13 protein-coding genes and 1 pseudogene are annotated in these 14,456 nt (G+C 44.4%); 10 read left to right on the top strand and 4 right to left on the bottom strand.

Annotated features, from left to right (window positions below; translation table 11 throughout):
• Positions 1–474: a 23S rRNA (pseudouridine(1915)-N(3))-methyltransferase RlmH gene (gene rlmH / locus FK220_RS08385; protein ID WP_152573866.1), complete on the bottom strand. Its 474-nt coding sequence runs from the start codon at positions 472–474 to the stop codon at positions 1–3.
• Positions 475–591: 117 nt separating this feature from the next.
• Between rlmH and nadC the strand changes: the two genes are divergently transcribed.
• The 4 genes from nadC to priA are packed head-to-tail and all read left to right on the top strand — an operon-like array spanning position 592 to position 5,317.
• Positions 592–1,449, top strand: coding sequence for a carboxylating nicotinate-nucleotide diphosphorylase (gene nadC, locus FK220_RS08380; RefSeq protein WP_152573865.1), 858 nt, complete (start codon positions 592–594; stop codon positions 1,447–1,449).
• Positions 1,450–2,430, top strand: a complete 981-nt coding sequence (locus tag FK220_RS08375) for a YihY/virulence factor BrkB family protein (protein ID WP_152573864.1) — start codon at positions 1,450–1,452, stop codon at positions 2,428–2,430. It abuts the gene before it with no gap.
• Positions 2,414–2,845: a DUF2147 domain-containing protein gene (locus FK220_RS08370; RefSeq protein WP_152573863.1), complete on the top strand. Its 432-nt coding sequence runs from the start codon at positions 2,414–2,416 to the stop codon at positions 2,843–2,845. The genes FK220_RS08375 and FK220_RS08370 overlap by 17 nt, the downstream gene beginning before the upstream one ends.
• A 15-nt stretch (positions 2,846–2,860) precedes the next feature.
• Positions 2,861–5,317 (top strand): replication restart helicase PriA, encoded by a 2,457-nt coding sequence (gene priA, locus FK220_RS08365; protein ID WP_152573862.1) that lies wholly within the window; start codon positions 2,861–2,863, stop codon positions 5,315–5,317.
• Positions 5,318–5,459: 142 nt separating this feature from the next.
• Here the strand turns inward: priA and FK220_RS08360 are convergent, their stop codons facing one another.
• Positions 5,460–6,152, bottom strand: coding sequence for a LytR/AlgR family response regulator transcription factor (locus tag FK220_RS08360; protein ID WP_152573861.1), 693 nt, complete (start codon positions 6,150–6,152; stop codon positions 5,460–5,462).
• Between the two features lie 234 nt (positions 6,153–6,386).
• Here FK220_RS08360 and rpsF point away from each other — a divergent pair, with 234 nt between their 5' ends.
• The 6 genes and pseudogenes from rpsF to hisS all read left to right on the top strand — a co-directional run bounded on the left by rpsF (position 6,387) and on the right by hisS (position 12,773).
• Positions 6,387–6,725, top strand: a complete 339-nt coding sequence (gene rpsF, locus FK220_RS08355) for a 30S ribosomal protein S6 (protein ID WP_152573860.1) — start codon at positions 6,387–6,389, stop codon at positions 6,723–6,725.
• A 4-nt stretch (positions 6,726–6,729) separates the two neighbouring features.
• Entirely contained in the window at positions 6,730–7,026 is a 297-nt protein-coding gene (gene rpsR, locus FK220_RS08350) for a 30S ribosomal protein S18 (protein WP_152573859.1), read from the top strand.
• Between the two features lie 13 nt (positions 7,027–7,039).
• Complete coding sequence (gene rplI / locus FK220_RS08345) at positions 7,040–7,489, top strand: 50S ribosomal protein L9 (protein ID WP_152573858.1); 450 nt, start codon at positions 7,040–7,042, stop codon at positions 7,487–7,489.
• Positions 7,490–7,589: 100 nt separating this feature from the next.
• Positions 7,590–10,766, top strand: a complete 3,177-nt coding sequence (locus FK220_RS08340) for a TonB-dependent receptor (protein WP_152573857.1) — start codon at positions 7,590–7,592, stop codon at positions 10,764–10,766.
• 63 nt (positions 10,767–10,829) lie between these two features.
• Positions 10,830–11,299: pseudogene (locus tag FK220_RS08335) on the top strand (DUF6495 family protein).
• Between the two features lie 97 nt (positions 11,300–11,396).
• The gene (gene hisS / locus FK220_RS08330; RefSeq protein ID WP_152573856.1) at positions 11,397–12,773 is read left to right on the top strand and encodes a histidine--tRNA ligase; all 1,377 of its coding nucleotides are present in this window, start codon (positions 11,397–11,399) and stop codon (positions 12,771–12,773) included.
• On the opposite strand, the gene FK220_RS08325 is transcribed toward hisS, so the two are convergent.
• Positions 12,768–13,316: an NUDIX hydrolase gene (locus FK220_RS08325; protein ID WP_152573855.1), complete on the bottom strand. Its 549-nt coding sequence runs from the start codon at positions 13,314–13,316 to the stop codon at positions 12,768–12,770. The genes hisS and FK220_RS08325 overlap by 6 nt on opposite strands.
• A gap of 48 nt (positions 13,317–13,364) precedes the next feature.
• A complete protein-coding gene (locus tag FK220_RS08320; protein WP_152573854.1) occupies positions 13,365–14,453 on the bottom strand; it encodes a M42 family metallopeptidase in 1,089 nt (362 codons plus the stop codon).
• Between the last annotated feature and the right edge of the window lie 3 nt (positions 14,454–14,456).

Here is a 14,456-nt window from a genome sequence, read left to right as displayed (position 1 = left end):
CTATCTATGATGATACGGCTCATTTCTTAGAATGGTAAATGCCCGGTACAATTGTTCTATCGCAAAAAGGCGTACCATTTGATGGGAGAAAGTCATTTTGGAGAGGCTTAATAGTTCGTGGGATTTTTTATAGACTGCATCACTAAAACCATAGGGTCCACCGATCACTAAAACCATTCGTTTGAGACCCGCATTCATCTTCTTTTGTAAATAGGCGGAAAAATCAACCGAATGATACTGTTTTCCATTTTCGTCCAACAACACCAAATGGTCTGTTGGGCGGAGTCTTTTGAGAATCAGTTCCCCTTCTTTCTCTTTTTGTTGTACTTCAGAAAGGTTTTTTGCGTTTTTAATATCGGGTATGGTCTCCAACTCAAACTTGACATAGTGCCCCAACCTACTTTCATATTCCAAAATAAGCTGCTGCAGTGGTTTGCTATCGGTCTTGCCTATGGCGATGAGTTTAATGGTCATGGCGCAAATGTAAGTGGCAAATTTTAAATTGCCTACAGAATTGAAATTTGGTTCTTGGTTTTTCAAAGCGGGAAGCCCGAACAATTTAGTAATTTAGCGCGTGCCAAAAAAAGCCAGATGATTTCAAAAGAGCAATTCCGGAAAGAAATAGATTTGATTATTGCCAATGCCATTCGTGAAGATGTGGGTGATGGCGACCATAGCTCGCTGGCCTGTATTCCCGAGACCGCTACGGGAAAGGCAAAACTTTTGGTGAAGGATGACGGTATTATTGCCGGAATCGACTTTGCAAAACAGGTTTTTGAGTATGTGGATGATTCGATGACCATCGATATTTTAATTCCCGACGGGTCTTCGGTAAAATATGGTGATATTGCTTTCTATGTGGAAGGGAGTTCACAAAGTATCTTAAAAGCGGAACGTTTGGTATTGAATGCGATGCAACGAATGAGCGCCATTGCCACTAAAACCAGTTCGTATGTGAAGCTGTTACAGGGAACCGATACCAAAATATTGGATACACGCAAAACAACTCCAGGGCTTCGGGCCTTGGAGAAATGGGCGGTAAAAATCGGGGGAGGGGAGAACCACCGATTTGCCCTGTATGACATGATCATGCTCAAAGACAATCATATCGATTTCGCAGGAGGCATTACAAAAGCCATTGCAAAGACCAAACAGTATCTTACCGACACGGGAAGGGACTTAAAGATTATCGTTGAAGCCAGAAATTTGGAAGAGGTCGCGGAGATTCTGAAATCACAGGGTGTATATCGTATCCTATTGGATAACTTTAACTACCGGGACACTCTAAGGGCAGTGGAGATGATCGGCAGCCAATGTCTTACCGAATCATCGGGAAACATTAATGAAAATACGCTGAGAAAATACGCGGATTGTGGGGTCGATTACATTTCCTCCGGGGCGTTGACCCATTCGGTTTATAATATGGATCTGAGCCTTAAAGCAGTCTAGATGTCGGTCGAAATCGAAAAGAAGCTCGAAAGGATTCCGGTAGTCAACTGGATTGTTAAGCTACTGAAAACCATAAAGCTTCCCGGGTTTGAGGGATTGTCCATCTACGATCTTTCCGAAATGTATATTCGTGGTATCGTACAGGGGGCCTTGTCAACCAGGGCAAGTTCAATCGCCTTTAGCCTTTTCATTGCCATATTTCCGTTGTTGATTTTTATGGTGACCTTGGTGCCTTTTTTGGTGTCGTACATCAGTTTGGAAAATGCCAATTTCGATGCCGAATTTTTGTCTTTTTTGGAATCGTTCCTACCAACCGCCACCGGGGAGTATTTCGGTGATATTTATCAACAGATCAAAGATCAGAAAAGGGGGGGGCTACTTTCCTCTTCTTTCCTGATATCGATATTTTTGATGGCCAACGGCGTCAATGCCATATTTGGGGGGTTTGAAAATTCATACCATGTGAACCTGACCCGGAATTTTTTCAGACAGTATCTCTACGCGTTGATGGTTGGGCTCATACTTTCAATTTTGATTATAGTCGGTTTCGTAGCCTTTGTTTATTTCGAAGTATATGTTCTGGGCTACTTAAAGGAGTTTGCCGAGCGAACCAGTGGCAGTGTATTAGGGGAAGATGAAGTCATCGGTGTACAGATCGCCAAATTCTTGTTTTTCATTATCCTATCGTATTTGACTACTGCTACCCTGTACTATTTTGGCACCCTTGAGGGCAAGCAGGCGCGATTCTTTTCCGCAGGTGCCTTAATGACCACGATTTTGTTTATATTGACCTCTTACTTATTTGGGGTGTATGTTGAAAAATTCGCACGCTACAACGAATTGTACGGTGCCTTGGGCGGATTAATGATATTAATGATTTATATCTGGTTAAATTCGAATATACTCTTGCTTGGCTTTGAGTTGAACGCTTCATTGAACTGGCTACGAAAAAACTATAATAAAGATGCGGACCCTGATTAAATTAGTGCTATTAACGATTTTTTCCATTTCAACTTCTTACGGCCAAGGGATATTCGGTAAATGGAAGACAATCGACGATCGTACGGGTAAACCCAAAGCAGTTATCGATATTTATGAAAAAGACGGGCTAATGTACGGTCACGTGCTTGAGATTTTGGAGAAAGGGAAGGAAGACTCTCTTTGCACCAAGTGTGATGGTGACCGTAAGAACAAGCCCGTCGTAGGCATGACGATTATCGAAGCTGCAGAGGAAAAATCAGAAGGTGTGTATAAAGGCGATACCCTCTTCGATCCGGAGCAAGCCATGACTTTTCGCTGTAAGATTTGGTTAAATCCGGATAACTCCGATGAATTAAAAGTACGGGGCTATCTTGCCTTTCTGTATCGTACCCAGACTTGGCTTCGAGTCGATTGACAGTAATTGTTAGGTATGCAACAATTTATCAATGTTATTCTACCCATTCCTTTGGAGAAGTTGTTTACCTATGCTGTTTCCGAGGCCGAGGCCGACTTGCTGCTCCCCGGTATGCGCGTGGCCGTTCCCTTCGGCAAATCCAAAATTTATACAGCCTTGGTTTCCGAAATACATCACAATCCACCGACAGCCTATGAGGCCAAGGAAATTGACCGCATCCTTGATGGGCAGGTAATTGTCAATGAGACGCAGTTAAAACATTGGCAATGGATTGCCGATTACTATATGTGCACTATCGGGGAGGTGGTCCGCAGTGCGCTGCCCAGTGCTTTCTTGTTGGAGAGTGAAACCTTGATTCTAAAAAATAATTATACAGCTGTAGATGAGGGTGATTTAAAGGATGATGAGTTCTTGGTGTTCGAGGCGCTACAACATCAATCGGCGTTGAAAGTACATGAAGTGAGTACCATTGTCGATAGAAAAAATATCTTACCGGTTCTGAACCGGTTGCTGGAAAAGAAGATAATCCTTTTAAAAGAGGAGCTCCATGAGCAGTATAGGCCGAAATTGGTACGTTATGTAGCATTGGGCGAGACGTATCGTTCTGAAGAAAAATTGGAGGCATTACTACATTCGCTCACCAGGGCACCAAAACAGAGCCAGGTGGTTTTAGCGCTGTTTCAACTGCAAGCGGAGACTAAAAAACCAATAAAGGTCTCCGATTTGGAAAAAGCTGGTGGTGCATCCAAAGCAGTAATTAAGTCCCTCATTGACAAGGGAATTTTACGGGAATATCATATCCGTACCGATCGCATCGGCTACGAAGGTACTGAGGGTAAGGAGGAAATCAAGGCGTTGACCGAACACCAGCAACTTGCCATTGAAGATATACAGCGGCATTTCGATGCCAATAAGGTGACCTTGCTACACGGGGTGACATCCTCGGGCAAAACCGAGGTCTATGTAAAATTGATCGAAGACTGTCTTGCGGTAGGTAGGCAGGCATTGTACCTACTGCCCGAAATTGCCCTTACAACCCAACTCATTGCTCGTCTACGGCATTACTTTGGTGAAAAGATATCCGTGTATCATTCCAAGTACAGCATCCAGGAACGGGTAGAAGTTTGGAACAACGTACTTACAAAAAAGTCCAAAGCCCAAATTGTAATCGGCGCAAGATCTTCATTGTTTTTGCCATTTTCCGATTTGGGATTGATCATCGTGGATGAGGAGCATGAGGACTCCTACAAACAATTTGACCCTGCGCCCCGATATCATGCCCGTGATGCAGCTATTGTATTGGGTAATATGCATGGGGCGAAAATCTTGCTAGGCTCTGCGACACCTAGCGTGGAAACGTTTTACAATACCCGGATAGGCAAGTATGGCTATGCCAGTATCGACCGTCGTTTTGGGAATGTGTTGATGCCGGATATCGAATTGGTCGATATCAAGGAGCAGACCCGAAAAAAAAGAATGAAAGGCCATTTTTCGGAACGTTTGTTAACGGAAATACAGGATGCCTTGCAGTTGGGGGAACAGATTATTCTTTTTCAAAATCGTCGCGGCTATGCACCCATAGTGGAGTGTACCACATGCGGACACTCCCCACAATGTCCCAACTGTGATGTGAGCCTTACCTACCATCAGTACCGAAAGGAACTACGCTGTCATTATTGTGGACATCATATCGCTTTACCGGAAGGCTGTGAGGCGTGTGGTAACCCGACCTTGGACACTAAAGGCTTCGGTACGGAACAGGTTGAACAAGAACTGTCCAAGCTGTTTGCGGAGGTCAAAGTGGGGCGTATGGACTTCGATACCACTAGGGGAAAGTATGCCTATGAAAAAATTATCACCGCTTTTGAGCAACGAGAGATGGATATTCTGGTAGGAACCCAAATGCTTACAAAAGGGTTGGATTTTAGAAATGTAGGGCTAGTGGGTGTCATGAATGCCGATTCTCTTTTGAACTTTCCGGATTACCGAGCCCACGAGCGCTGTTTTCAACTATTGACACAGGTATCGGGTAGGGCAGGACGTACTAAAAAAAGGGGAAAAGTGATTGTGCAGACATACAATCCGTACCATGAGATATTAAAACAGGTCTCTACGAACGATTATGAAGGCATGTTCAAAGATCAATTGTATGAAAGACAGCAGTATCGTTATCCACCTAACAACAGGATTATAAAAATCACCTTTAAGCACAAGGAATACAATCGAGTCAACGAGGCTTCTGAATGGTTTGCCAAAGCCTTACGAAATATTCTAGAGGGAAGCATCTTAGGGCCTGAATTTCCACCTGTGGCCCGTATTCGTAATCAATACCTGAAGCACGTAATGGTCAAGATACCTCCCCGCCGATCGCTGTCAAAGACAAAAGCCAGCATCAAACGAATCGAAAAATCCTTTAAAGCCATTTCCCAATACAGAAGTATCCGGGTCATATACAATGTCGATCATATCTGATAAAGCACCGGTTCATGACGTTCTGCCCCGTGAAACTTATCCCATAGCAAAGCATACTGCGGATCTACACAACCTTAGTGGCATAAAAAAACCGCTACATCTTAAACAAAATAGCGGTTTATTGCGGTGGCAGACCTGATGTTTAGACGTTGCTCAATGCCTCGGCCAGTTCGGTCTTTTTGTTTCTACTCAAGGGAATGGATCGTCCGCTGACCTCAACGTTTTTGCTGTTGAACTTTTCGATCTTCTCCAAATTCACGATATACGATTTATGGATTCTTAAAAACTTCTCTTCCGGGAGTTGCTTTTCAAACGATTTCATGGTCGATAAGATGACAATATTGGCCTCATCCGTAACCAATTTGATGTAATCGCCAAGTGCTTCTATCCACTTGATATCGTTCAATATAACTTTTCTTTTCTTAAGGTTGCTTTTGACAAAGATGTGCTCCTCGTCTTCGTTCACCTTGTTCATTTGCTCATATTTCGCTACGGCGCGTTTAACCGAGGCATCAAACCGGGCCATGGTAATTGGTTTGTGCAAGTAATCGGTTACGTCATAATCGAAAGCTTTAAGGGCGTAATCGGGCTTTCCGGTAATCAAAATGACCTGTGGACTGTTCTCCAGCGATTCGAGTAGGTCGAATCCGCTGATGATCGGCATTTCTACATCAAGAAAGATTAAGTCGATTTCATTGTTTCTAATGCCATTTTTGGCTTCGATCGCATTGCTGTATTCCGCTACCATAGCAAGGTTCGGGTGGTTGTTCACCAGCTTCGCGACAGCCATCCGTTGCATGGACGAATCGTCTACGATAATACTTCTTAATTTCATAAAAGGGTTGATTTGTGGGGTTAAATCATCGGTAAAGTACTTAAAAAATGCGATGAACTGCAACAAAAAGTGTTAACAATGCATTCCATTTTATGTCAATACCAATGACCATAGGTTAAGATTTGGTTAAGTTCGATTTTGTGATTCTATTGAACCTATAACGAAGAAAATTTCGTTTTCTTGTGAATACTGGCAAATATTCCTATTTTTGCACTCCTAAAAATAACATATAATATGAACCATTACGAAACTGTTTTCATTTTGAATCCCGTTCTATCCGATGTCCAGATAGAGGAAACAGTTAAGAAATTTGAGGATTTCTTAATTAAGAATGGAGCCAAAATGGTCTCCAAAGAGAATTGGGGCCTAAAGAAATTGGCATATCCTATTCAGCACAAAAAAAGTGGTTTTTACCACTTGTTCGAGTTTGCCGGCCCTGGCGAAATTGTTGGTCCTTATGAGCAAGAATTTAGAAGGGACGAGCGTGTAATGCGTTTTTTAACGGTCAAATTGGATAAGCACGCCATCGAGTGGGCAGAAAAAAGAAGAACAAGGTTAAAATCAAAGGCATAAGGGTATGGCAACATTACAGCAACAAGCAAAAGGAAAAAAAGATGGGGAAATCAGGTATTTGACCCCATTGAATATTGAGACAAGTACCAAAAAGAAATATTGTCGTTTTAAGAAATCGGGCATTAAATATATCGACTACAAAGACCCTGATTTTTTGATGAAACTGGTAAACGAGCAAGGCAAATTACTTCCTAGGAGACTTACCGGAACCTCTTTGAAATATCAAAGAAAGGTGGCACAGGCGGTAAAAAGAGCCCGTCATATCGCGTTAATGCCCTATGTTGGGGATTTATTAAAATAAAGAAGGAAATCCGATGGAACTTATACTAAAACAAGACGTAGAGCATTTAGGGTTTAAAGACGACGTCGTAAAGGTAAAGAACGGTTACGGAAGAAACTATTTGATTCCCAGGGGAATGGCTACTATGGCAACACCTTCTGCGAAGAAAGTTTTGGAAGAAAACCTGAGACAACGTGCACACAAGGAGAAGGAGATTGTCGACTCTGCAAACAAAACGGCCGAGGCCATCAAAAACTTGGAAATCAAGATTGCCTCCAAGGCCGGTGCAGGAGACAAATTGTTCGGTTCGGTTACGAATATCGACCTGGCAGCTGCACTGGAGAAGGAAGGTCACGAGATTGACAAGAAGTTTATCAGTATTCAAGGAGGCAGCGTAAAACGACTAGGCCCGTACAACGCCAAAATCAGACTCCATAGAGACGTAGTGGTCGATTTTGAATTCGAAGTAATCGCTGAGAAATAGGCAATTACGATTGTGAATAAATTGTTAAGAGCTATGCGCGCATAGCTCTTTTTTTATGGCTACATTGCACTTAGTTATTCATCTGATCAAAAAGAAACATATGAAAAAAATTCTACCCCTCATTGTCTTCTCATTTATGTGTCTGGCATCCTATGCGCAGACTACTACCGCTAATGTTAAAGGAACTGTCTCCGATGACCAGGGAGAACCGCTGTTCGGTGCCAATATTGTTGCTGTGCATACACCGACTGGAACCAAATATGGAGCCATATCCAACGAAGATGGCCGATTTAATTTATTGAACCTTCGGGTGGGCGGTCCCTACGAAATTACTATTTCCTATGTCGGTTTCAGGAATCAAACACGGGACGATGTTTTCCTGACACTGGGAAAGACGTTTAATGTAGATGTGCAATTGGTATCTGAAAGTCAGGTGTTGGACGAAGTAGTGGTGGTTTCCGACCAAGGGGGTACTTTTGGGAGCGACCGCACCGGAGCCGAGACCAGTGTCGGAAGAAGGGAACTTACCCGTTTACCTACCATATCACGTTCGGCGAGCGACTTTATCCGATTAGATCCCTCCGCATCTTCGGGAGCGTCGGGCCTTTCTTTTGGAGGCCGAAACGATCAGTACAACAATTTCTCCTTGGATGGTGCTATTTTCAATAATCCTTTCGGCTTGGATGCCGCGACACCCGGGGGACAGACCAACGCGCAGCCTATATCGCTCGACGCTATCGACCAGATTCAAGTGACCACGGCTCCTTATGATGTGACCCAAGCCGGTTTTACGGGTGCTTCGGTCAATGCTGTCACCAAGAGCGGTACCAATGAATTCTATGGAACCGTCTACGGGTTTTTTAGAAACGATGATCTTACGGGCGGAAAAATCGATGGCGACGACGTTTTTAAAACCGGTTTGGAACAAAAACAGTACGGGTTTAGTGTCGGCGGCCCTATCGTTAAGAACAAGCTCTTTTTCTTCATGAACTTTGAAAGGGACGAGCTCACCGAACTGGGTACCGATGGGTTTGTACCCAATCGTGGTACCGGAGCCATTAATGAATCACGGGTTTTGGCCTCCGACTTTGAATTGGTAGACAATCTGCTTCGTCAGGTAGTTATCGGTCAAAATGCGCAAGGAAACGACATTTTCTACAATCCGGGAAGATTTGAGGGTTTTAATTTTGATCAAGAATCGACCAAGGGAATTATCAAGCTCGATTGGAATATCAATGATAAAAACCGTTTGGCATTGATCTATAACTTCTTGAACGCTTCTAAGGGAAAGCCGGCCAATCGAAATGCAATCGCCTTCCGGGGTCCGAATACGCAGACTTTACAGTTTGAAAACGCTGGATATGAAATCAATAACAATATCCAATCTGTTCAAGTGGAATTGAACTCAACGGTTTCTGACGAAGCGACCAACAAACTGCAAGTGGGCTATACCCATTTCGACGATTTCAGAAATCCTTTCTCGACCCCTGCCCCCAGTATCCAAATCCTTGATGCTACGGGTTCGTCGAGCTACATCATTGCAGGACACGAACCGTTTTCGATCAACAACCGCTTGGACCAAAAGGTATTTCAGATTACCGACAATTTTAATATTTTCAAAGGGAACCATACCTACACGATAGGGTTCTCATTCGAGAAATTTCAATTCGACAACTCTTTTAATCTAGGGGCCTACGGCGCCCAAGGTGTTTTCTTCCCGACTACGACGATTACCGATTTTCCGGAATTCGCCGCTTCGGGTCAGTTACAGGAGGCCTTTGATACGGCGATTGCGGCCAATCGTTCCTTTGAGGCGAACGGAACCGGAAACCCAGGAGGATGGGCCTTGGCGGAAACCAATGTAGGGCAATTGTCGTTTTACCTACAAGATCAGTGGGACGCCACGGAGAACTTTAAGCTAACGTATGGAGTGCGCTTTGATCGTCCCCTATATTTCGATACCGCTGAGAAAATCAGGGAGAATATTGAACGTAAGGGAGGGGCGAACGGAACGTATATTCCTTCCATTGAGTATTTTGACCCGGATACCGGTGAAGGCATCTTTTTAGATTCAGAGCAATTACCGAGTACCGACTGGTTGATTTCCCCGAGGGTTGGTTTCAATTGGGATATGAATGGAGACAAGACCCTCCAGATAAGAGGTGGATCCGGACTTTTTACGGGACGCTTTCCTTTTGTATGGTTGGGCAATCAGGTACAAGGTGTCGATTTCTTCTTTTACCAATTGGTCGATCCCGATTTTCAATGGCCACAGGTATGGCGCACCAACCTGGGCTTGGACAAACGGTTCGATAACGGAGTTATCCTCACGGCAGATGTAGCATATACCAAGGATATCAACGCAGCCCACGTACAAAACTGGGGTTTGAACAATCCGTCTGCCACATTGAACGGAGTCGACAATAGGGCGGTATATACCAATGAGGATAAGGCACAGATCTTTGGGGGTCCCACCAATGCCTACGTTTTCACGAATTCGGATCAAGGTCGAATTATCAACGCTTCCCTGAAAGCACAAAAAACTTGGGAAAATGGTCTTTATGCGCAACTGGCCTATAGTTTCCTCAACGCCAAGGAAGTGAACTCTGTAGATGCTGAGATCACTGGGGATGCCTTTGCGGGAAACGCCATAGTTGGCAATGCGAACACAGACGTGCTTTCTTTCTCCAGATATGGGGATACACATCGATTTATCGGGGTGCTTTCCAAGGAATTCAAGAAAACTGGTACTACCATCTCTACTTTCTTTGAATATGCCAAGAGTGGACGATATAACTACATTTATGGTGGTGACATCAACAACGATGGTTCTAGCATTAATGATTTGTTATACATACCGACCCAAAGCGAGGTATCGCAAATGAATTTTGAAGGTCCCGGACAGGCAGAGGCTTTTGAGGCCTTTATACAGCAAGACGATTACCTAAATGATCGAAGGGGAGAGTATGCGGAGCGCTACGGTGCATTGGCACCATGGCGTGGAAGATGGGACGTAAAAATCCTTCAGGACATAAAGATCAACGATAAAAACAAGTTTCAATTAAGCTTGGACATTTTGAATGCAGGCAACCTGATCACTTCCAAATGGGGCTTGGTACAAGAACCGGCCTTCGATCAAGTGCTGGGAGTCACCGTCGATGAGAACAACATACCCACCTATTCGTTCGACCCGAACCGAAGGGAAACGTTCGCCTTTAACACTGGTGCACTTTCCAGATGGAGGGCCCAGATAGGGGTGCGTTACATTTTTAACTAGAAATTCATGGTTTAAAACATTTTTAAGGCCGTGCATGTCGCACGGCCTTTTTATTTTTGCAAAATGAAATACTCAAGGCTTACCAAACAACAGTTGGAGGAACTGCACCCGGAGTTCATCAACTTTTTGGCAACACAATCGATTACCGCCAGCGAATGGCGGGAAATTAAGGAGACAAAGCCCGAAGTCGCCGAACAGGAACTGGATGTATTTAGCGACCTGATTTGGGAAGGGGTACTTTCAAAGGTTATCTATTTGGAAAATATTTCGGCCCGGCACATGCACCTCTTTGACTGTGCCGAAAAGGAAATGAAGCTCATTTCGGTAAAGGTCATGAACCCCGATATCGATCTGACCACCAAAACAGGTTTTGGCTGGTTTAAAAAAACTGGCAATCCGATTTTGTGGAATACCTTGTTGCCTCCAAAGCCTACTCCGAAGATAAAAACCTCGATAAATTCGGGCTTATACAACAGGGAGCGGTCATCACCAAGGGTGATTTATACCAGTGGTTTGAAAAAGTGATCGGATAAGTCGATATTTGCAGGCAACACTACCTAAAGCTTAAAACAACCCCTAAATTTCAACCTGAAGGAATTTATAGGGACGTTCATCAGAAGTAAACCAATAATGGCACGAAAACCGAGTATTCCCAAAGGCACCAGGGATTTTTCCCCTTCCGAAGTCAGCAAGCGAAACTATATTTTCGATATCGTAAGGAAGCACTTTCGAACGTTTGGTTTTCAACCTATCGAAACGCCGGCTTTCGAAAACTCGGAAACGCTGTTGGGCAAATATGGGGACGAAGGAGATCGTTTGATTTTTAGAATATTGAACTCGGGGGATTTTATTGACAAAGTTGATGATGTTACCTATAGCTCCAAGAATTCCGCGTCGATAGCCCCTAAAATTTCGGAGAAGGCACTCCGTTACGACTTGACCGTACCCTTTGCCCGATACGTGGTCATGCACCAGAATGAGATTGATTTCCCTTTTAAACGGTATCAGATTCAACCGGTATGGCGTGCAGACCGCCCTCAAAGAGGGCGTTTCAGGGAGTTTTACCAATGTGATGCCGATGTGGTGGGCTCCAATTCCTTGTTACAGGAAGTCGAATTGGTACAGTTGTACGATGCCGTATTTACAAGTTTGGGTTTGCACGGAATAACGATAAAACTTAACAACCGAAAGATACTGGCCGGCATCGCCGAGGTTATCGGAGCGGGGAATCACTTGGTGCCCTTTACGGTAGCCTTGGATAAGCTGGATAAAATAGGGGAGGGAGGCGTTAAAAACGAAATGTTGTCAAAGGGTATTCCCGAAGCAGCGATCGAAAAGGCCAATCCGTTATTTTCGCTTTCGGGGAGTAACTCGGAACAACTGGAAGTTTTGCGAAATATGCTTTCGGTTACGGAAGCGGGCAGTAAAGGAGTGGATGAATTGGGGTTCATTTTAAATACACTTGAAGAAATCGGTTTACAATCGGCCCAGTTGGCCATCGATGTAACACTGGCCCGCGGACTCGATTATTACACTGGAGCCATCTTCGAGGTAGCGGCCCCGGAACACGTACAAATGGGTTCTATCGGCGGTGGTGGCCGTTATGACGACCTTACCGGAATCTTTGGGCTTCAGAATGTCAGTGGGGTTGGCATCTCTTTTGGATTAGATCGTATTTATTTGGTGATGGAAGAACTGGGGCTGTTTCCTTCCGGGATAGACCGCTCACTAGAGCTTCTTTTCTTAAATTTTGGTGAGAAAGAAGCATTGACAGCATTCAAAATGGCTACCAAACTTCGGAAATCAGGTGTGTTGTGCGAAGTATATCCTGAAGCTGCGAAAATCCAAAAGCAATTGAAATATGCGGATAAACGACAGGTACCCTATGTAATTTTGCTCGGGGAGAAAGAAATGGAAGAGGGTACTTTTGTCCTCAAAGACATGCGAACGGGGCAACAGGAAATCAAACCGCAAAAAGAGGTGGGCAATTTGTCAATTAAATCATAAGCGTTTCTTGATTTCTTGTATTACCGTACTGTAATAGGGCTTTCCGTGTGGAACATAGCGTTGTACATTGGCCAAGCCCCAGGTTTCCTCCGAGAATTGTAACAAGGAAAACAGCTCCAAAGTTTCCACCTCACTGTCTTGCTTTTTTAAGGTGGACAAGGGTACGCTGAGTTCGCATAAAAAGGTGTGATGAAATTCACGGTCGATCATTTGTTCACTATGTCGGTGAACCGATTTGAAAACCCCTATTTTTTCTAGATCGTTCCTGTGTATGGAAAGCCCAATTTCTTCGGCGACTTCACGTATCGCGGATTCTTCGATTTCCTCTCCCGCCCCAACATGCCCCGCTACCGAAACATCCCAAAGCAGTGGATGGGTTTCCTTGTTTTTCCCCCGTTGTTGCAGCAGCACTTTTCCATTTTTAGTATAGAACCATACATGCACGGTAGGGTGGTAAAGTCCCTCTCGGTGTGCGACGGACTTCATAGTGGTTTCCCCGGTTGGGTTGCCTTCGGAATCCAAAATATCAATCAGCTCATCCATAGCTTAAAAAGAAAAACCATCCTGTTTGGGGAGGGCCCTGAATCGACTTTAGTCGAAATAGCTGAACGTCTCCCCGGATTGTATGGTCAGCAAGGTCTCATAAATCAATCGGATCACGTTCTCCACGTCATCCCTATGAACTATTTCTACCGTGGTATGCATATACCGCAATGGCAGAGAAATCAGGGCCGATGCTACCCCACCGTTGCTGTATGCAAATGCATCCGTATCCGTACCTGTGGACCTGGAGGCTGCCATGCGTTGAAACGGGATTTTCTTTGTCTCGGCGGTCTCCAAAATGCGTTCGCGAAGTTTGTTCTGCACCGCAGGCGCATAGGAAATTACGGGACCGGCACCAATTTCGGTGTGCCCTTGCACTTTTTTCTCTATCATCGGGGTGGTGGTGTCATGGCACACATCGGTGATTATGGCTACGTTAGGTTTGATAGTCTGGGTGATCATTTCGGCGCCCCGGAGTCCGATTTCTTCCTGGACGGAGTTGGTGACGTACAATCCGAAAGGAAGTTTCTTTTTGTTCTCATGCAGCAATCTGGCTACTTGAGCGACCATGAAACCCCCAGCGCGATTGTCGATGGCACGGCATACAAACTTGTCTTCGTTTAGGATCTGAAATTCATCCGGGTAGGTAATTACACAACCGACATGCACCCCCATTTTTTCTACCTCTTCTTTGTCCTTGGCCCCTATATCGATAAAGATATTATTTAGTTTCGGCGGCTCCTCTTTATCATTTTTTCGGGTATGTATCGCCGGCCAGCCGAACACTCCTTTTACCAATCCCTTTTTGGTATGGATATTCACCCACTTTGAAGGTGCGATTTGATGATCGCTTCCACCGTTTCGAATGACATAAAGCAGTCCGTTATCGGTGATATAGTTCACATACCATGAAATTTCATCCGAATGCCCTTCTATGACCACCTTGTATGCCGCGTCTGGATTAATGACCCCTACCGCTGTACCATAGGTGTCCGTGATAAAGGTATCCACGTAGGGCTTGAGGTAGTTCATCCACAGTTTCTGCCCTTCCCACTCATATCCGGTCGGGGAGGCGTTGTTCAAATATTTTTCAAAGAAATCAAGTGATTTTTTGGTAAGAATCTTCTTGTCGGCCATTTA

Source organism: Pelagihabitans pacificus, assembly GCF_009371985.2.
Taxonomy (GTDB): Bacteria; Bacteroidota; Bacteroidia; order Flavobacteriales; family Flavobacteriaceae; genus Pelagihabitans; species Pelagihabitans pacificus.
Note: the sequence above shows the minus strand (reverse complement) of the source record. Positions and strands in the feature narration are given on the sequence as shown.